The organism is Pseudoxanthomonas suwonensis (assembly GCF_000972865.1).
In the GTDB taxonomy this organism is placed as follows: Bacteria; Pseudomonadota; Gammaproteobacteria; order Xanthomonadales; family Xanthomonadaceae; genus Pseudoxanthomonas; species Pseudoxanthomonas suwonensis_B.
On sequence record NZ_CP011144.1, the window covers coordinates 2,065,708 to 2,084,400 of the forward strand.

The following is an 18,693-nucleotide window of genomic DNA, read 5'->3' on the forward strand; positions in this document are numbered from 1 at the left end:
GCCCGGGCTGTCGCAAGAACGAGATGGGCTCACCCAGCTGCCCATCCCGTCGTCCCGGCGAAGCGCTCCATCACAGACGAATGTCTGGTCATGCCGCGACCCCCAGTCTTTTCCAGCCCCGACCGACGAAATCCCAACGCCTTCGTCAGTCCCGTCGTCCCGGCGAAGGCGGGACGACGGTTTGTCTGCGCCCGGCAGCACGCCACCAGGTCGAGCGCACCGGCATGGCCGAATCGGCTGCTAACCTTGCGCGCATGAGTTACGAACGCTACGAATCCCCTGTCCACGTGCCACCACCCTGGTGGCGCGAGCGCCTGTCCCAGTACTGGAGGCTGATCCGCGGTGACCGCCCGATCGGCGTGCTGCTGCTGCTGTGGCCGACCTGGTGGGCGCTGTGGCTGGCCGCCGGCGGGGTGCCGCCGCTGTGGACGCTGTTCGTGTTCACCGCCGGGGTGTGGCTGACCCGCTCGGCCGGCTGCGTGATCAACGACTACGCCGACCGCTGGCTCGACCCGCAGGTCGAGCGCACGCAGGACCGGCCGCTGGCTACCGGCGCGGTGTCCGGGCGCGAGGCGCTGGTGGTGTTCGCGGTACTGATGCTGGCCGCCTTCGCGCTGGTGCTCACGCTCAACCGGCTGACGGTGTGGCTGAGCTTCGCCGGCCTGTTCCTGGCCTCGACCTATCCCTACCTCAAGCGCCACACCTACCTGCCGCAGGTCTACCTGGGCATGGCCTTCGGCTGGGGCATCCCGATGGCGTTCGCCGCGGTGCAGGGCACGGTGCCGGCACTGGCCTGGCTGCTGTACTGCGCCAACATCCTCTGGGCCACCGCCTACGACACCTGGTACGCGATGGTCGACCGCGAGGACGACCTGCGCGCGGGCTCGAAATCGACCGCGATCCTGTTCGGCGACCTGGACCTGGTCGCGCAGGGCATCCTTTACGCACTGGCGCTGCTGACGCTGGCGCTGGTCGGCCGGCAGGCGCAGCTGGGCATGCCGTACTGGATCGCGCTGGGCGCGGCCGCCGTGCTGGTGGCCTGGCAGTTCTGGATCGCCCGCGGGCGCGACCGCGACGCCTGCTTCCGCGCGTTCCTGCACAACAACTGGATCGGCGCAGCGGTGTTCGCCGGCATCGCCCTGCACTACGCCCTCCCCTTGTAGGAGCCGGGTTCAGCCGGCGACCCGACGCCATCGGCCCAGGCGACGTCCTCATGCTTCCGACGCTCGTGTCGCCGACTGAAGTCAGCTCCTACGGAAGGCGGCCGCGCCGTGGCTGTTGTAGGAGCCGGGTTCAGCCGGCGACCCGACGCCGTCGGCCCAGGCGACGCCCTCATGCTCCCGACACCCGTGTCGCCCACTGAAGTGGGCTCCTACAGAAATGCCAGATCGTTCGCAGTGGCCGCGCGCGGGCTGGAACTGCTCCCGCCCGCGCGCGAGGCATCACCACGCGACCTCAGCCCACCACCCGCACCACCCGCTTGCGCATGTAGAAGGCCAGCGCCACCTGCAGCACCCCATACAGCAGCGCACCGATGCCCAGCCACCAGGCGATCGCCACGCCGCCGACGCGGGTGTTGAACAGGAACCACACGCCCAGGCCGATCGCCACCGCGCCGCTCAGCCAAAGCAGCCATTTGCCGTCGATCACCTCGCGCATCTGGACCGCGAAGACGATGCGCGCGAGGCCGGCCACGATCAGCCATGCCGCCAGCAGCCAGATCACGAACGTCGCCACCGCCTGGGTCTGGAACAGCAGCAGCAGGCCGAAGCCGATCGACAGCGCCGCGTAGACCAGCAGCAGCCAGGTCGGCAGCGCCACCTCCTTGCGGAACGCACTCAGCAGGCTGACCACGCCGTCGCCCAGGGCCAGCACGCCCACGGCCATCAGCACCACCCATATCGTCGCCTGCGGCTGAAACAGCGCGAACAGGCCGAACACGATCGCCATCAATCCGTACAGCAGGAATACCCACCAGGAACGCGACATGGAATCCTCCAGGAGCCAGGGGAAAAGCCGGCGACCGGTGCCGCCGGCGGAACACCTCGCCGTGGCGGTGTTCAGGCCTCCAGCGGCTTGTGCTTGCGGAACCGGAAGCCGGCGAATACCTGCAGCACGCCATAGGCCAGCGCGCCGGCGCCGATCCAGATGGCGGTGGTCAACAGGCCGATCGCCGGATTGCGCAGGAACAGCACGCCCAGCACGATCGCCAGCACGCCGCTGAGCGCGATCAGCCACTCGCCGACGATCTCCTTGCGCACGCGGATGGCGAACACGATGCGGAACACGCCGGCGACGATCAGCCAGAACGACAGCAGCAGGAACAGGATGCCGGCAGTGGCCTTCGGGTTGGCCACGGCGATGACGCCGAAGGCGATGGACGCCACCGCATACAGCAGCAGCCACGACTTGGGGATGGCCACGCGCTTGTCGAACAGCGCCAGCAGGCTGGCGATGCCGTCGGCCAGGGCGAGGATGCCGAATGCCCAGGCCATCGCCACCAGCGCCTGGAACGGCTTGGCCAGGGTCAGCAGGCCGAAGGCGATCCCGATCAGGCCGAACACCACCGACACCCACCAGCTGCGACGTACTTCTTCCGCTGTACCCGCTTGCATGCTGCCTCCTGCGATGAGGGGAGCCGCGATGGCCCGCCGGCCTGCGCACCGATACTCCTGTGCGCGGGCGACTGTCAAATGACGGTTCCGCGTCCGCACGCCGCCCGCATCCGCTCAGGGCACCCGTGCGCAGACCCAGGCGTCCACCCGCGCCACCCCGGCGCGGTGCAGCGCGGTGGCGGCGGCATGCAGGGTCGCGCCGGTGGTCATCACGTCGTCCACCAGCGCCACGTGGTCCGGCAGCGGCCGGTCGGCGACGCGGAAGGCGCCGCGCAGGTTGCGCCGCCGCGCCGCCGCATCCAGTTCCGACTGCGCCGCGGTGGCGCGCTCGCGTCGCAGCAGGTCCGCGCGCAGCGGCAGGCGCAGGCGCGCGGCCAGCGGCCGCGCCAGCTCCAGGGCCTGGTCGTAGCCGCGCTGGCGCAGGCGGCCGCGGTGCAGCGGCACCGGGACCAGCGCCTGCGGCCGTTCGCAGGCGACGAACGCGTCGGCCATCAACCGCGCCAGCAGGCGGCCGGCGGCCAGGTCGTGGCGGAACTTGTGCCGCGGCAGCAGCCGGTCCAGCGGTGCGGCGTAGACGAACGCGGCCCGCGCGATGTGCAGCGGCGGCGGCCGGCGCAGGCAGTGGCCGCAGCGGCCCGGCGCCGGCAGCGGCAGGGCGCAGCTGGCGCAGGCGTGGCCGGTGGCCGGCAACGCCGCGCGGCAGTCCCGGCACAGGTCCAGGCCGTCGGCGCCGGCCTCGGCGCAGACCAGGCAACGCAGCGGCAGCAGCCGGTCGAACAGGCCGGCCAGCGGGCGCAGGACGCGGATCGGGACCGGAAGTAGCGGGCCGTAAACCATGGATTGCTGTTTCGGGTTGACAGGCCGGAAGTGGCTTTCCAGACTCCCCCGTTTCCGCCGCCGCTACCGTCAGGAAACCGCCCGCCATGCCTTCGGAACTCCGCCACGACTGGCGCCGCGAGGAACTGCTCGCCCTGTTCGACCTGCCGCTGACCGAGCTGCTGTTCCGCGCCGCCTCGGTCCACCGCGAACACTTCGACCCGGCCGAAGTCCAGGTCTCGACCCTGCTTTCGGTCAAGACCGGCGGCTGCCCGGAGGACTGCGGCTACTGCCCGCAGGCCCAGCGCTACCACACCGGCGTGGACGCGACCAAGCTGATGGACGGGGCCGCGGTGCTGGAGAAGGCGCGCCAGGCCAAGGCCGCCGGCGCCTCACGCTTCTGCATGGGCGCGGCCTGGCGCAGCCCCAAGGACCGCGATATCCCCAAGGTCGCCGAGATGATCGCCGGGGTGAAGGCGCTGGGCCTGGAGACCTGCGCCACCCTGGGCATGCTCTCGCCGGGGCAGGCCGGCGCGTTGAAGGACGCCGGCCTGGACTACTACAACCACAATCTGGACACCGCCCCGGAGTTCTATGGCGACGTCATCCACACCCGCCAGTACCAGGACCGGCTGGACACGCTGGAGCACGTGCGCGAGGCCGGGCTGAAGACCTGCTGCGGCGGCATCGTCGGCATGGGCGAGACCCGCGCACAGCGCGCCGGCCTGCTGCAGGCCCTGGCCAACCTGCCCGCGCACCCGGACTCGGTGCCGATCAACCGCCTGGTGCAGGTGGCCGGCACCCCGCTGGCCGGCACCGCCGAACTGGATCCGTTCGAGTTCGTGCGCATGATCGCCGTGGCCCGGATCGCCATGCCGCGCTCGATGGTGCGCCTGTCGGCCGGGCGCGAGGCGATGTCCGACGAGTTGCAGGCGCTGTGCTTCGCCGCCGGGGCCAACTCGATCTTCTACGGCGAAAAGCTGCTGACCACCGGCAATCCGGACGTCGAGCGCGACCAGGCCCTGTTCGTGCGGCTGGGCCTGAGGCCCATGCCGCTCGATCACTGTGATACGCATCACGGAACCGCGACGCCCGCTGGCGCTACCGTGCATGCCGACATCACCGAGCCGGCGCCCGCCTGCGGACGCGCGGCCTGACCACGGCAGCGCTCCCGGGGGGGAGGGGCAAACGATGGCACGGACCGACATCCACGAACGCATCCTCGCCCAGCGCCGCCTGCGTGCCGCGCAGGGCCGCCTGCGCCAGCGCCGCACGATCGGCCGCCGCGACGGCGTGCGCCTGGAAGTGGACGGGCAGTGGCTGACCGGGTTCTGCAGCAACGACTACCTGGGCCTGGCCTCGCAGTTCGAGGTCGGCGCGGCGCTGCAGGACGCGGTGGCGCGCGAAGGCACTGGCGCGACCGCCTCGCATCTGGTCTGCGGCCACCACGCCATGCACGAACAGCTCGAGCGCGAGATGGCCGACTGGCTCGGCGTGCCGCGCGCGCTGCTGTTCGGCAGCGGCTTCGCCGCCAACCTGGCGGTGCAGCAGGCGCTGCTGGAGGACGAGGACGTCTGCGTCCAGGACCGGCTCAACCACGCCAGCCTGATCGACGCCACCCGCCTGGCCGGCGCGCGCCTGCGCCGCTACCCGCACCTGGACCCGGAAGGGGCGATGCGCCAGCTGCGCAACGCGCCCGGCGGCGCGGCGATGCTCGCCACCGACGGGGTGTTCAGCATGGACGGCGACATCGCGCCGCTGCGCGCGCTGTCGCTGGTGGCGCGCACCCAGGAGGCGCTGCTGTACGTGGACGACGCCCACGGCATCGGCGTGCTCGGCCCGCAGGGCCGCGGCACCGTGGCCGAGGCCGGCCTGGGCGTGGCCGACGTGCCGCTGCAGCTGGCCACGCTGGGCAAGGCCCTGGGCGGCTACGGCGCGGTGGTGGCCGGCGACGTCGACCTGATCGAGCACCTGGCGGGCGTGGCCCGGCCCTACATCTATACGACCGCGTTGCCGCCGGCGCTGGCCGCGGCCTCGCTGGCGGCCATCCGCCTGGCGCGGCGCGACGACTGGCGGCGTACGCGCCTGCAGGAGCTGGTCGGCCAGTTCCGCACCGGTGCCGGCCGCTTCGGCCTGGAGCTGATGCCCTCCACCACCCCGATCCAGCCAGTGATGTGCGGCGACGAGGCCACCGCCACGGCGATGTCGGCGGCGCTGGAGCGGCGCGGCTTCCTGGTCACCGCGATCCGGCCGCCGACCGTGCCCGAAGGGCGTTCGCGGCTGCGCGTGACCCTGTCCTCGCTGCACACCCCGCAGCAGGTCAACGCCCTGCTCGGCGCGATCGCCGAGGCCCGCGACCAGGCGCTGCGCACCGCAGCGGCGTGAACTTGCCGTGTTGAGCCAGGCGCTGGCCGACCTGCCGGCGCGGCTCCCGGTCTGGCTGGCGCTGTCGGACCTATACTTGGACACCGAGGTCGCCGCGTTCCATCCGCACATCGTCCGCACCCTGGCGGCTTCGCCCTATGCGCTGGACGAGCTCGAATACATCCTGCTGCACGAAGTGCATCCGCTGCTGCGCCGGAACTTGGCCGGCGTGTCCGGGGAATGGGCGGGCTTCGACCCGGACTGGCTGGTGGCCTCGATCCTGCGCAGGCTCGAGCGCCCGCGCTGGTGGCGCGCGCTGAGCGACGGCTGGCTGCGCGGCATGGTCCGTGCCGAGTGGGACGCGCTGCGCCCGCGCATCGCCGCCGCCCGTGCCGCCGCTCCGCCGTTGTAGGAGCCGGGTTCAGCCGGCGACGCGACGCCGTCGGCCCAGGCGACGCCCTCGTGTTCCCGACGCCCGTGTCGCCGACTGAAGTCAGCTCCTACAGAAGAGCGGCCGCACCGCAGCCGTTGTAGGAGCCGGGTTCAGCCGGCGACCCGACGCCGTCGGCTCAGGCGACGTCCCCATGATTCCGACGCCCGTGTCGCCGACTGAAGTCAGCTCCTACACGAGAGCGGCCGCGCTGCAGCCGTTGTAGGAGCCGGGTTCAGCCGGCGACCCGACGCCGCTGCCCTTGGCGACGCACTCGCGATTCCGACACCCGCATCGCCCATCAATGGGCCCTGCAACAACGGCCCATACCGTGGCAGGTGTACACGGTTCCGGCCCGTACCCGCGTCGGCGACAATGCGCCATGCACATCGAAACCCTGGGCAGCGGCCCGGACCTGGTCCTGATCCACGGCTGGGCGCTGCACGGCGGCGCGTTCGCGCCGCTGGCCGAGCGCCTGGCGCCGCGCTTCCGCCTGCACCTGGTCGACCTGCCCGGACACGGCCACAGCCGCGACCCGGACGACGCGCTCGAGCTGGCCGTGGTGGCCAGCGCGATCGCCGCACGCACGCCGCCGGCGATCTGGCTGGGCTGGTCGCTGGGCGGCCTGTTCGCGCTGCGCGCGGCGTCCACGCTGCCGACCGTGCGCGGGCTGGCGATGGTCGCGGCCACGCCGCGCTTCGTGCGCGCGGAGGACTGGCCGCACGCGGTCGAGCCGGTGGTGTTCTCGCGTTTCGGCGAGGAACTGGCGCAGGACTACGCCGGCACCCTGGACCGCTTCATCGCCCTGGACACGCTCGGCTCCGAGCACGGCCGCGCCGAACTGAGAACCCTGCGCGCGCTGCTGCACGCGCGCGGCGAACCTGACCCGGCCGCGCTGCAGGCCGGCCTGCGCCTGCTCGAGACCACCGACCTGCGCCGCAGCCTGCCCGGCCTGCGCGTGCCCAGCCTGTGGCTGGGCGGCCGCCGCGACCGGCTGGTGGATCCGCGCGGCATGGCCGAGGCGGCCGCGCTGGCGCCACGTTCGCGCTTCGTCGAGCTGGCCGGCGCGGCGCACGCGCCGTTCCTGGGCCACGCCGACGCGGTGGCGGCGGAGATCGGCGCTTTCGCCGACAATGTCGCGCCCTGAAGCCGCGACACGCCGCACTCCCCATGGATCCACTGTTCGACCCCCGCCACGTGCGCCGCGCCTTCTCGCGCGCGGCCGCCGGCTACGACGCCGCGGCCGCGCTGCAGGCCGAGGTGCGCACGCGCCTGCTGGAGTCGCTGGACTATCTGGACGACCGCGCGCCGTTGGTGGTGCTCGACGTCGGCAGCGGCACCGGCCACGCCGCCGCGGCGATGAAGAAGCGCTGGCCGAAGGCGCAGGTGCTGGCGCTGGACCTGGCGTCGCCGATGCTGCGCCAGGCGAAGAAGCAGGCGGGCTGGTGGAAGCCGTTCCACCGCGTGTGCGCCGACGCGCGTGCGTTGCCGCTGGCCGAGGGCAGCGTGGACGTGGTCTTCAGCAACCTGTGCCTGCAGTGGGTGGAGGACCTGCCGGCGGTGTTCGCCGGTTTCCGCCGCGTGCTGCGACCCGGCGGCCTGCTGCTGTGCTCGAGTTTCGGCCCGGAAACCCTGGGCGAGCTGCGCGCCGCGTTCGCCCAGGCCGATGCCGCGCCGCACGTCAGCCCGTTCGCCTCGATCGCGCAGTTCGGCGACGCGCTGGTGGCGGCCGGCTTCCGCGACCCGGTGCTGGACCGCGACCAGTTCACCCTGACCTACCCGGACCTGCCGGCGCTGATGCGCGAACTGCGCGCGATCGGCGCGACCAACGCACTGGCCACGCGCCGGCGCAGCCTGACCGGGCGCGCGCGCTTCGCCGCCGCGGCCGAGGCCTACGAGCCGCTGCGCGACGCCAGCGGCCGCCTGCCCAGCAGCTGGGAAGTGATCTATGCGCAGGCCTGGGCACCGGCGCCCGGCGCGCCGATCCGCGAGGACGGCCACGAGATCGCGGCAGTGCCGCTGTCGCAGATCCCGATCCGCCGCCGCTCCCCGTAGCAGCCGGGCTCGCCCAGGCCACCCCGCCGCCGCCAAAAAGGGGTCAGGTTCATTTTCCTGGGGAAAATGAACCTGACCCCTTTTTGGCCGCCGCCTCAGCCCGATATCTGGCCGATCCAGTCTCGCAGGTTGTAGTAGTTGCTCACCCGCACGATGAGGTCGTCGCGGATGTCGAAGAATGCGCCGCCCGGCAATACGTACTTCTGCCCGTGCGCCGGCGGCAGGCCTTCGTCGTCGTGCAGGTATTCGCCGTGGACCAGGTACTCGGCCGCGGCGCGGTCGCCGTCCTGCGAGGCCAGCACCACGATGTCGCGCAGCTGCTCGCGGTAGCTGGTGTCCATGCGCCGCAGGAACGCGGCGAATGCGTCCTTGCCGGTCTCGCGCGCGCCCTGGTTGAGGTCGTGGACCACGTCGTCGCCCAACAGCGCGAGCATGCCGTCGCGGTCGCCGCGGTTGAACGCGGCGTAATAGGCCAGCACCAGTTCGATCGCGCGGTCCTGGCGGCGGGTGCCATCGATCCTCATGGGAACGGCCTGCGCTGTGGAGCGGCCATCATACGCCCGCACCCTCTCCCGTCGTCCCGGCGAAAGCCGGGATCCAGTGGCTTCGGCTCTGCAGCGGGGTCGAACTTGGTGTAAGACGCTGGGTCCCGGCTTTCGCCGGGACGACAGGTTCGTACGAACGTCAGGCCGACGTCACCAGATCCCGGTGGAAGAAATACACTTCCTGCAGCAGGAAGCGCCACTGGGTCTGCACCGTGCGGAAGCGGGTGCTGGGCGTGGGCGAGCCGACCGCGTCGATGCCCACTTCGCGGGAAAGCCTTAGCGCACGGGACATGTGCAGCGGGTCGCTGACCACGATCGCCCGCCGCAGGTCGTGTTGCTGCATCACCCGGCGCGCCTGGACCAGGTTCTCGCGGGTGTTGCGCGAGGCCGACTCGATCAGGATCGCCGACTCGGGAATGCCCTGCTGCAGGGCATAGCGGCGCGCCACCTGCGATTCGGCGAAGGGCGCGCCGGCGCCATAGCCGCCGGTGAACACGATCACCGGCGCGTAGCCGCGCCGGTACAGGTCCAGGCCGTGGCGGATCCGCTCGCGGAACACGGGCGACGGGTTCTTGTGGTACGCGGCGGCGCCCAACACGATGATCGCGTCGGCCGGCGCGGCCTGGTCGCGCTGGCCGACCCAGACGATCCACGCCGCCACTCCGGCCAGCCAGACCAGCACCAGCAATGCCAGGCGCCACAGCCAGCCGGCCCAGCCGCGCCGCTTGCTGGCGGCCCGGCTCAGGCGTGCCACGGCAATGCCTCCAGCTCGACGTTGCCGCCGGACAGGACCACGCCCACGTCCCGGCCTGCGAAGCGCTCCGGCTGCGCCAGCACCGCCGCCAGCGCGATCGCCGAGGACGGCTCGATCACCTGCTTGAGCACCTGCCAGGCCAGCCGCATCGCCGCGACGGTGGCCGCGTCGTCGACCACGACGACCTCCGCACCCCAGGCGCGCAGCAGGGCGAAGTTCGGTGCGCCCAGCGCGCCGCGCAGGCCGTCGCAGACGGTGTCGGGGACGAAGTCGATCCGGCGTTCGCCGGCGGCCAGCGAGCGGGCGGTGTCGTCGGCGCCGGCCGGCTCGGCCAGGACCAGCCGGCAACCGGGCGCGACCGCCGCCAGGGCCAGCGCGGTGCCCGCGGCCAGCCCGCCGCCGCCGACCGGGACCACCATGACGTCGGGCACGCCGGCCTGGCCGACCAGTTCGAGGGTGGCCGTGCCCTGCCCGGCGATGACCCGGGCGTCGGCATAGGGGTGGACCAGGTGCGCGCCGGTGGCGTCCTGCACCTGCGCGCAGGTCGCCTCGCGCGCGGCCTGGGTGGCCTCGCAGCGCCACAGGGTGGCGCCGTGGCGCTGGATGTTGGCCAGCTTGGCCGCCACCGCGCCCTCGGGCACGACCACGTGGCAGGGAATGCCGCGGCTGCGCGCGGCCAGCGCCAGGGCCGCGCCGTGGTTGCCGGAGGAATGGGTCACCACGCCGCGCGCGGCCACCTCGTCCGGCAGCGACCACACCGCGTTGCAGGCGCCGCGGAACTTGAACGCGCCGCCGCGCTGCAGGTGCTCGGCCTTGAAGTGCAGCCGGCAGCCGGCGATCGCGTCGAGCGTGCGCGAGCGCAGCACCGGGGTCAGGTCGGCGTGGCCGGCGATCCGGGCGGCGGCGGCGAGGACGTCGTCGGCGGCGGGATGGTCGGTCATGCGGCAAAGGTTAACGTATTGCGCCTGCGGCCTCGCGTAGCCGTTACGCTGCTGTCCCGGGGCTGAGCGGTACAGGCAGGCGCCGGCTGGATTAAGCACGGATTCAAAGCCCGGCCCTGAAGCTGGGCCCACACGCTACGGGGGAACGCCCATGAAACTGCGACTGTTCACCGGGCTGGCGCTGGCGCTGGCGCTCGGTGGCTGCACCACCTACGGGTACGTGGGCGACGGCGGCGGCTACTACACCGGTTCCTCGAGCCGGACCGCCTATTCCACCTACGGCTACTCCAACTACGGCTATGGCGTGTACGGCTACGGCTCGCCGTACCACAGCTACCGCTACAACCCGGGCTGGTCGTTCGGCCTGCGCTACGGCTACCCGTACAGCTATTACGCCTATCCGGGCGGCATCTACCGTCCGCCCTACTACCACCAGCGGCCGCCGCACCACTACCCGTACCCGGGCCCACGACCGGGTCACGATGGCCGTCCGGACCACGACGGCCGCCCAGGCCACGACGGCCGCCCGGACCGGCCGCCGCCGGTCGCCGACGGCAATCCGCCGCCGCTGAACCGCGGGCCCTGGCGCGACATGGAGCGCCTGCGTCGGGGCAATGGCGAGGACGGCGGCCCGCCGCGGCGTCGCCAGCCAGGACCGGGTGCGATGGGTATCGGTGATACCGCTGTTGGCCCGGTTCCCGCGGCCGAGCCCGGGACATGGAGCGGCGGTGCACGACCGGCGCCCGCTGCCGGGTATCGCGGCCCTGGCGTTCGCGCGATGGGCGGTGATGATGCCGGCGGCACGCGCAGCAGCGGCATGGCGCCGCGCGCCGAGCGCACGCAGCGCAGCAGTAGTGCGCCGCGCGTCTCCGAATCGCGCCGCAGCGGCCCGGACCAGAGTGCGACGCGCGACACGTTCGAGCCTTGAAAAATCGCTTGCGTTGGCCAGTTTCTGGTCGCAAGCTAGCGCGGCACGTGACCGGCCGCGTCAGGTTCTGACCCGCACGGCGCAGTCCATGTCGATGTCCGGCAGGGAAATCTGGATCCCCCCTGTTCCGGCCCTGTCGGACGTCGACGCCCATAGCGCAGCCCGGCCTTTGGCCGGGCTGCCTGTTTGTGCGACCGGCGTCACGGATGGGCGGACGACGGGCAAAAAAATGGGGCCGGCAGTCCCCCGACTGCCGGCCCCTCGGCTTCCCCACCACGCGCGTGGCTGGCCCCTGTTCCAATTCCAGCCCGCGCCCCCGACGCATTGCCGCGGTGGGTGCACGTGATGGTTACCGCAGGAAGCGTGCCAACTTCTGGCCGACCGCCCGGCAGGGCGGCGGTAGAATCGCCACCCCTGCAGCCGCCGGCCCGGCCGGCGCGACCCTGATGCCATGACCCAGTCCTTCCACCGCTATGACGTGATCGTGATCGGCGGCGGCCACGCCGGCACCGAGGCCGCGCTGGCGTCGGCGCGCGCCGGCGCGCGCACGCTGCTGCTCACCCACAACATCGAGACCGTGGGCGCGATGAGCTGCAACCCGGCCATCGGCGGCATCGGCAAGGGCCACCTGGTCAAGGAGATCGACGCGCTGGGCGGGGCGATGGCGCACGCGGCCGACCTGGCCGGCATCCAGTGGCGCACGCTCAACGCCAGCAAGGGCCCGGCGGTGCGCGCCACCCGCTGCCAGGCCGACCGTGCGCTGTACCGCGGCGCGATCCGCCGCATCGTCGAGAACCAGCCGAACCTGACCGTGTTCCAGGCGGCGGTGGACGACCTGCTCATCGACGGTGACCGGGTGCGCGGCGCCCTCACCAGCACCGGCCTGCGCTTCGAGGCGCCCGCCGTGGTGCTGACCGCCGGGACCTTCCTGGCTGGCAAGATCCACATCGGCGAGACCCAGTACACCGCCGGGCGCATGGGCGACCCGCCGGCCGCCACCCTGGCCGCGCGCCTGCGCGAGCGCCCGTTCGCGATCGACCGGCTCAAGACCGGCACGCCGCCGCGGATCGACGGACGCACCCTGGACTACTCGGTGATGGAGCAGCAGCCGGGCGACGACCCGCTGCCGGTGATGTCGTTCCTGGGCGACGTGCGCGAGCATCCGCGCCAGGTGCCGTGCTGGATCACCCATACCAGCGAGCGCACCCACGAAATCATCCGCGCCGCGCTGGACCGCTCGCCGCTGTACACCGGCCAGATCGAGGGCATCGGCCCGCGCTACTGCCCCTCGATCGAGGACAAGGTGGTGCGCTTCGCCGAGAAGGCCAGCCACCAGATCTTCGTCGAGCCCGAAGGGCTGGACGTGGTCGAGATCTACCCCAACGGCATCTCCACCTCGCTGCCGTTCGACGTGCAGCTGGAGCTGGTGCGCTCGATCCGCGGCTTCGAACAGGCGCACATCACCCGGCCCGGCTACGCCATCGAGTACGACTTCTTCGATCCGCGCGGGCTGAAGGCCACGCTGGAGACCAAGCTGGTGTCGGGCCTGTTCTTCGCCGGCCAGATCAACGGCACCACCGGCTACGAGGAGGCCGCCGCGCAGGGCCTGCTGGCCGGGCTCAACGCCACGCGCTTCGTGCAGGGCCGCGACGGCTGGTCGCCGCGCCGCGACGAGGCCTACCTGGGCGTGCTGGTCGACGACCTGATCACCCACGGCACCACCGAGCCGTACCGCATGTTCACCAGCCGCGCCGAATACCGGCTGCAGCTGCGCGAGGACAACGCCGACCTGCGCCTGACCGCCAAGGGCCGCGAACTGGGCGTGGTCGACGACGCGCGCTGGGCGCGCTTCGCCGCCAAGCGCGAGGCGATCGAGCGCGAGACGCAGCGCCTGCGCGCACTGTGGGCGACGCCGGCCAACGCGCTGGGCCGCGAGGTCGAGGCGGCGCTGGGCGTGGCGGTGAGCCGCGAGACCAGCGCGCTGGACCTGATCAAGCGTCCGGAACTGGGCTACGCCGCGCTGATGCGGGTGCCGTCGCTGGGCCCGGGCGTGGACGACGCGCAGGTGGCCGAACAGGTCGAGATCGGGGTCAAGTACGCCGGCTACCTGGACCGCCAGCGCGAGGAGATCGCGCGCCAGCAACGGCAGGAGGACACCGCGATCCCGGCGGCGTTCGACTACGCCGCCGTGCGCGGACTGTCGGCCGAAGTGCAGCAGAAGCTCGAGCGGGTACGCCCGCAGACCATCGGCCAGGCCCAGCGCATCCCCGGCATGACTCCGGCGGCGATCTCGCTGCTGCTGGTGCACCTGGAACGCCTGCGTCGCAGCCGGGTGGCCTGAGCGGAAAACCTCTCTCGCGGTCCGCGTCCGAAAGAGTCGCTTGCTGCCCGCCGCCGCTCCGGCGGTGGTGGCGGGCTCCGGGCCGCTCGTGCACCCTAGGCCCATGAGCGAACCGGGCCACGCACCGGACGATCCGGGGAAGCGGCCGCGGCACGCCCCCACCGAGCCGGGGGTGCTGCGCGTGTCGATCGCCGCCACCGCGGTGGTGGCTGCGCTGGGCATCGTCTTCGGCCTGCTCTCCGGTTCCTACGCGATCGTCTTCGACGGCATCTACTCGCTGGCCGACGGCGCCACCAGCATGGTCGCGTTGCTGGTGGCCAACCTGATCGCCGGCTACAACGCGACCGGCGCGCAGAACCGGCGGCTGGTGGAGAAATTCACCATGGGCTTCTGGCACCTGGAGCCGATGGTGCTGGGCGCCACCGGCCTGCTGCTGTCCGGCGCGGCAGTCTACGCCTTCATCAATGCGGTCGGCAGCTTCATGAGCGGCGGCCGGCCGCTGCAGTTCGGCCAGGCCATCGTCTATGCGGTGGTCACCGTGCTGATCAGCCTGGTCATGGCCGGGTACGGCCGGCGCGCCAACCGCCGCCTGCGCTCGGACCTGGTGGCGATGGACGTCCGTGGCTGGATGATGTCGGCGGCGATCACCGCCGCGCTGCTGGTGGCCTTCGTCCTCGGCCTGGCGATCCAGGGCACGTCGCTGGAATGGATGTCGCCGTACATCGACCCGGCGGTGCTGGCGCTGGTGTGCCTGGTGGTGTTCCCGACCCCGCTGGGCGCGGTGCGGCAGGCGCTGCAGGAGATCCTGCTGGTCACGCCCGCGGAACTGAAGCGGCACGTGGACGAGGTCGCGCAGCGGACCGTGGAGCGCCACGGCTTCCTCGGCTATCGCGCCTACGTGGCCAAGGTCGGGCGCGGCCGCCAGATCGAGCTGTACTTCATCGCGCCGGCGGGCTGGCCGGCGCGCACGCTGGAGCAATGGGACGCTCTGCGCGACGAGATCGGCGAGGCGATCGGCGGCGATTCGCCGGACCGCTGGCTGACCATCGCCTTCACCACCGACCGCGAATGGGCCGAGTGAGGCCGCGCTAGCCGCGCATCGCCCGGTTCCACGGCATGCGTGCCAGCAGCAGGGCCATGCCGCAGAAGCCGGACAGTCCGGCGAACAGCAGGCCGCCGCCGAGGAAGCCGGTCAGCAGCAGGAACCACGGCGAGACCGTCGCCGCCAGCACGGTGCCGAGCAGCACCAGGCCGCCCACCACGATCTGCACCTGGCGCATGAGTTCCAGCGGTGCATGCGCGTCGCGCGCCACCGGCAGGCCTGCCTGCTTCCAGGCCTCGATCCCGCCTTCGACCAGATACGCGGTGCATCCGCCGGCGGCCGCCTCCAGCGCGGCGGCATTGGCACGGGTACGCATGCCGGAGCGGCAGTGGAACAGCACCACTCCGACGGCTTCGCGCAGCCGCGGCGAGGACGCCAGGTGCGGCAGCGGGATGCAGCAGGCGCCGGGGATGCGTTCGCGCGCATGTTCGTCGGCGTCGCGGATGTCCACCAGCAGGGCGCCGTCGTCGAGCAGGGCGCGGGCGGCGAGGGGATCAAGGGTCTTCATGCGGGAAGCCTCGGGATCGGGGACAGAAGCCGGATTTGAGCACGGCCACCGACTGCCTGCCGCCCGTCCGCAAGTCGCTGGGTCCCCGCCTGCGCGGGGACGACGGCTGGCTTAGCGATCGCGCCCTGCTCCAAGACCATCATCCCTGGCAGGCGAGAAAGCCAGGCATCTCGGCGCAAGTGAGAACACCGTCGTCCCCGCGCAGGCGGGGACCCAGCGACTTGGCTTCTCCTCGCAACACGCCCGAAACCGCTGGAATGGCGGTTATGGGCGGCGCAGCCCCTTGAGCGCGTCGGCCATGGCGCTGTTGAACGGCGCGGCCTGCACCTGCGGGCGGGCACCGCCGCGGTTGCGGTCGTTGCCGCGCGCGTCGCGCGTCGCGCCGCCGCCGGGTCGTCCGCCGTCGCGGCGGCCCGCATCGCGCTCGCCCGCCCGCGGGTTCGCCTGGCCCGGTTCGTCGTCCAGGCGCCGGGTCAGGGCGATGCGCTTGCGCGCCACGTCCACCTCCAGCACCTTGACCTTGACGATGTCGCCGGCCTTCACCACCTCGCGCGGATCCTTCACGAACTTGTCCGACAGCGCCGAGATGTGGACCAGCCCGTCCTGGTGCACGCCGATGTCGACGAACGCGCCGAACGCAGCCACATTGCTGACCACGCCCTCCAGCACCATGCCCGGGCGCAGGTCCTTGATGTCTTCCACGCCGTCGGCGAACCTCGCCGCCTTGAACTCCGGGCGCGGGTCGCGGCCGGGCTTCTCCAGCTCCTTGAGGATGTCGCGCACGGTCGGCAGGCCGAAGCGCTCGTCGGTGAACTGCTCGGCCCTGAGCGAACGCAGGAACGCGCCGTCGCCGATGATCTGCTTCACCTGCTTGCCGCTGCCGGCGAGGATGCGTTCGACCACCGGATAGGCCTCCGGATGCACCGAGGACGCGTCCAGCGGCTGCTCGCCGTCGGCGATGCGCAGGAAGCCGGCGCACTGCTCGAAGGTCTTCTCGCCCAGGCGCGGCACTTTCAGCAGCGTCCTGCGCGAAGGGAAGGCGCCGTTCTGGTCGCGGTAGGCAACGATGTTCTCGGCCACGGTGGAGGACAGGCCGGACACGCGTGCCAGCAGCGGCGCCGAAGCGGTGTTCACGTCCACGCCAACCGCGTTCACGCAGTCCTCGACCCTCGCGTCGAGCGCGCGCGCCAGCTTGTACTGGTCCACGTCGTGCTGGTACTGGCCCACGCCAATGGCCTTGGGTTCGATCTTGACCAGTTCGGCCAGCGGATCCTGCAGGCGTCGTGCAATCGACACCGCGCCGCGCAGCGACACGTCCAGGCCGGGGAATTCCTTCGCCGCCAGTTCGGAAGCCGAATACACCGAGGCGCCGGCCTCGCTGACCACGATCTTCTGCATCTTCTGTTCGGGCGCGAGCTTGAGCAGGTCGCCGGCCAGCTTGTCGGTCTCGCGTGAGGCGGTGCCGTTGCCGATCGCGACCAGCTGCACGCCGTGCGCGACGCACAGCTTGCGCAGCGTGGCCAGCGAGGCGTCCCACTGGCGCCTGGGCTCGTGCGGATAGATGGTGTCGGTGGCCACCAGCTTGCCGGTGGCGTCGACCACCGCGACCTTCACTCCGGTGCGCAGGCCCGGGTCCAGCCCGAGCACGGTTTTCGGCCCGGCCGGCGCGGCCAGCAGCAGGTCCTTGAGGTTGTCGCCGAACACGGCGATGGCCTCGGCCTCGGCCTTCTCGCGGGCCTGGTTGAACAGGTCCAGCAGCAGGTGCAGGTGGATCTTGGCGCGCCAGGCCAGGCGGCAGGCGTTGCGCAGCCAGGCGTCGGCCGCGCGGCCGCGGTCGGCGATCCCGGCCTGCAGGGCGATGCGGCCCTCGGCATAGGCATTGCCGGCTTCGGCGTCGCTGCCCGGATCCAGTTCCAGCTGCAGGAACTCCTCGCGGCGGCCGCGGAACAGCGCCAGCAGCCGGTGCGAGGGGATCTTCGCCAGCGGCTCGGCGTGGTCGAAGTAGTCGCGGAACTTCTCGCCCGCCGCCTGCTTGCCTTCCACCACCTTGGCGCGGATCACGCCATTGGCGTCGAGCCACGCGCGCAGTTCGCCCAGCAGCGCCGCGTCCTCGCCCCAGCGCTCGATCAGGATCGCGCGCGCGCCTTCCAGCGCGGCCTTGGCGTCGGCCACGCCCTTGTCGGCGTCGACGAACGCGGCGGCGAACTCTTCCGGTACGCGCGTAGGATCGGCGAGCAGGCCGTCGGCCAGCGGCTCCAGCCCGGCCTCGCGCGCGATCTGCGCGCGGGTGCGGCGCTTGGGCTTGTACGGCAGGTACAGGTCTTCCAGCCGCGACTTGCTGTCGGCGGCCTCGATCTCGGCGCGCAGCTCGTCGCTCAGCTTGCCCTGCTCGTCGATGCTGGCCAGGATCGCGGCGCGGCGTTCCTCCATCTCGCGCAGGTAGCCCAGGCGCACCTCCAGGTTGCGCAGCTGGGTGTCGTCCAGGCCGCCGGTGACCTCCTTGCGGTAGCGGGCGATGAACGGCACGGTCGCGCCCTCGTCGAGCAGGCCGACGGCGGCGTGCACCTGCGCGGCCTGCGCGCCGATCTCCTCGGCGATGGTCTGGGCGATCTTGCGCGCGAGCGCGGCGGAGATTTCGGTCATGGACTGCGGATTCTGCGTTGGAAAAGCGGAACCCGATTGTGGCAACCGCGCCGCGCGTATGTAAGCCGTTGACAAGGGAAGATATCTGCGGCGGTCCGGCCGCAGGACAAGTACCCGGGCCGGCCAAGCCGGCGGCCGGAGGCGGTCGTCCGGGTCAAGCCGGCCCGAAGGAACTGCCGGACAGCAGCCGCTTGGTCATCAGGGCGTTGTCCAGCGATATCCCGTTGACGATTGCCGACTGGCGCCGCGCGACCGAAAACCCATGCCTGGAAAAGAACGATTCCGCTGCGAGGCTCACGCAGGCGGACAACTCCGGAATGCCACGCCGGGTGGCTGCCTGGTGGATGTGCTCCATGAGTGCGGAGCCAATGCCACGTCCGGAGAATCGCGCCGCCACGAAGAAGTGGTCGATATGGCCGGACGCTTGAAGGTCGGCATATCCGGCCAGCTGGTCATCGACTACCGCAACGAACGGGCACAAGGCGGAGATCCTGTCTGCCCATTGCTGCTCGTCATGGGCATGCGGAGCCCACGCATCGAGTTGATCCCTCGTATAGAAGTTGCGCGCAAGTTCATGGACGGACGACATGAACACATGTCGAAGTTCCGCTTGGTCTGCTGGCGTGAAGTCGCGGATGAGCATGTCTGGAG

General features: G+C 71.8%; 18 protein-coding genes. 9 read left to right on the forward strand and 9 right to left on the reverse strand.

The window, feature by feature from the left end; genetic code table 11:
- Positions 1-254 precede the first annotated feature (254 nt).
- Positions 255-1,163: a 4-hydroxybenzoate octaprenyltransferase gene (gene ubiA / locus WQ53_RS08575; RefSeq protein WP_052631787.1), complete on the forward strand. Its 909-nt coding sequence runs from the start codon at positions 255-257 to the stop codon at positions 1,161-1,163.
- Positions 1,164-1,455: 292 nt separating this feature from the next.
- Here ubiA and WQ53_RS08580 read toward each other — a convergent pair whose 3' ends face one another.
- From WQ53_RS08580 to WQ53_RS08590, 3 genes are all read right to left on the reverse strand, one after another.
- Complete coding sequence (locus WQ53_RS08580; RefSeq protein ID WP_052631788.1) at positions 1,456-1,989, reverse strand: HdeD family acid-resistance protein; 534 nt, start codon at positions 1,987-1,989, stop codon at positions 1,456-1,458.
- A gap of 71 nt (positions 1,990-2,060) precedes the next feature.
- Positions 2,061-2,615 (reverse strand): HdeD family acid-resistance protein, encoded by a 555-nt coding sequence (locus WQ53_RS08585; RefSeq protein ID WP_052631789.1) that lies wholly within the window; start codon positions 2,613-2,615, stop codon positions 2,061-2,063.
- A gap of 114 nt (positions 2,616-2,729) precedes the next feature.
- Positions 2,730-3,452 (reverse strand): ComF family protein, encoded by a 723-nt coding sequence (locus WQ53_RS08590; protein ID WP_052631790.1) that lies wholly within the window; start codon positions 3,450-3,452, stop codon positions 2,730-2,732.
- Between the two features lie 86 nt (positions 3,453-3,538).
- On the opposite strand from WQ53_RS08590, the gene bioB reads away from it, so the two are divergent.
- The 5 genes from bioB (at position 3,539) to bioC (ending at position 8,280) form a co-directional block, all read left to right on the forward strand.
- A complete protein-coding gene (gene bioB, locus WQ53_RS08595; protein ID WP_052631791.1) occupies positions 3,539-4,588 on the forward strand; it encodes a biotin synthase BioB in 1,050 nt (349 codons plus the stop codon).
- 34 nt (positions 4,589-4,622) lie between these two features.
- Positions 4,623-5,816 (forward strand): 8-amino-7-oxononanoate synthase, encoded by a 1,194-nt coding sequence (bioF, locus tag WQ53_RS08600; RefSeq protein WP_052631792.1) that lies wholly within the window; start codon positions 4,623-4,625, stop codon positions 5,814-5,816.
- Between the two features lie 10 nt (positions 5,817-5,826).
- Entirely contained in the window at positions 5,827-6,207 is a 381-nt protein-coding gene (locus tag WQ53_RS08605; RefSeq protein WP_082112926.1) for a DUF7079 family protein, read from the forward strand.
- Positions 6,208-6,607: 400 nt separating this feature from the next.
- A complete protein-coding gene (bioH, locus tag WQ53_RS08610; protein ID WP_052631793.1) occupies positions 6,608-7,372 on the forward strand; it encodes a pimeloyl-ACP methyl ester esterase BioH in 765 nt (254 codons plus the stop codon).
- Positions 7,373-7,395: 23 nt separating this feature from the next.
- Positions 7,396-8,280 carry a malonyl-ACP O-methyltransferase BioC gene (bioC, locus tag WQ53_RS08615; RefSeq protein WP_052631794.1) on the forward strand — a complete coding sequence of 295 codons (885 nt, stop codon included), beginning with the start codon at positions 7,396-7,398 and terminating at the stop codon, positions 8,278-8,280.
- A 95-nt stretch (positions 8,281-8,375) separates the two neighbouring features.
- Here the strand turns inward: bioC and WQ53_RS08620 are convergent, their stop codons facing one another.
- From WQ53_RS08620 to WQ53_RS08630, 3 genes are all read right to left on the reverse strand, one after another.
- Complete coding sequence (locus WQ53_RS08620; protein ID WP_052631795.1) at positions 8,376-8,804, reverse strand: ketosteroid isomerase-related protein; 429 nt, start codon at positions 8,802-8,804, stop codon at positions 8,376-8,378.
- A gap of 160 nt (positions 8,805-8,964) precedes the next feature.
- Entirely contained in the window at positions 8,965-9,570 is a 606-nt protein-coding gene (locus tag WQ53_RS08625; protein ID WP_052634002.1) for a YdcF family protein, read from the reverse strand.
- Entirely contained in the window at positions 9,567-10,520 is a 954-nt protein-coding gene (locus tag WQ53_RS08630) for a pyridoxal-phosphate dependent enzyme (RefSeq protein ID WP_052631796.1), read from the reverse strand. Before WQ53_RS08630 ends, WQ53_RS08625 begins: the two co-directional genes overlap by 4 nt.
- Before the next feature lie 151 nt (positions 10,521-10,671).
- Here WQ53_RS08630 and WQ53_RS16765 point away from each other — a divergent pair, with 151 nt between their 5' ends.
- The 3 genes from WQ53_RS16765 to WQ53_RS08645 all read left to right on the forward strand — a co-directional run bounded on the left by WQ53_RS16765 (position 10,672) and on the right by WQ53_RS08645 (position 14,870).
- Positions 10,672-11,448 carry a hypothetical protein gene (locus WQ53_RS16765; RefSeq protein ID WP_052631797.1) on the forward strand — a complete coding sequence of 259 codons (777 nt, stop codon included), beginning with the start codon at positions 10,672-10,674 and terminating at the stop codon, positions 11,446-11,448.
- 451 nt (positions 11,449-11,899) lie between these two features.
- Positions 11,900-13,789: a tRNA uridine-5-carboxymethylaminomethyl(34) synthesis enzyme MnmG gene (gene mnmG / locus WQ53_RS08640; protein ID WP_052631798.1), complete on the forward strand. Its 1,890-nt coding sequence runs from the start codon at positions 11,900-11,902 to the stop codon at positions 13,787-13,789.
- A gap of 103 nt (positions 13,790-13,892) precedes the next feature.
- Positions 13,893-14,870, forward strand: coding sequence for a cation diffusion facilitator family transporter (locus WQ53_RS08645; RefSeq protein WP_052631799.1), 978 nt, complete (start codon positions 13,893-13,895; stop codon positions 14,868-14,870).
- Positions 14,871-14,877: 7 nt separating this feature from the next.
- Here WQ53_RS08645 and WQ53_RS08650 read toward each other — a convergent pair whose 3' ends face one another.
- The 3 genes from WQ53_RS08650 to WQ53_RS08660 form a co-directional block, all read right to left on the reverse strand.
- Positions 14,878-15,399: a rhodanese-like domain-containing protein gene (locus WQ53_RS08650; protein WP_052631800.1), complete on the reverse strand. Its 522-nt coding sequence runs from the start codon at positions 15,397-15,399 to the stop codon at positions 14,878-14,880.
- A gap of 264 nt (positions 15,400-15,663) precedes the next feature.
- Positions 15,664-18,042 carry a Tex family protein gene (locus WQ53_RS08655; RefSeq protein WP_052631801.1) on the reverse strand — a complete coding sequence of 793 codons (2,379 nt, stop codon included), beginning with the start codon at positions 18,040-18,042 and terminating at the stop codon, positions 15,664-15,666.
- A 154-nt stretch (positions 18,043-18,196) separates the two neighbouring features.
- Complete coding sequence (locus tag WQ53_RS08660; RefSeq protein ID WP_052631802.1) at positions 18,197-18,685, reverse strand: GNAT family N-acetyltransferase; 489 nt, start codon at positions 18,683-18,685, stop codon at positions 18,197-18,199.
- Positions 18,686-18,693 lie beyond the last annotated feature (8 nt).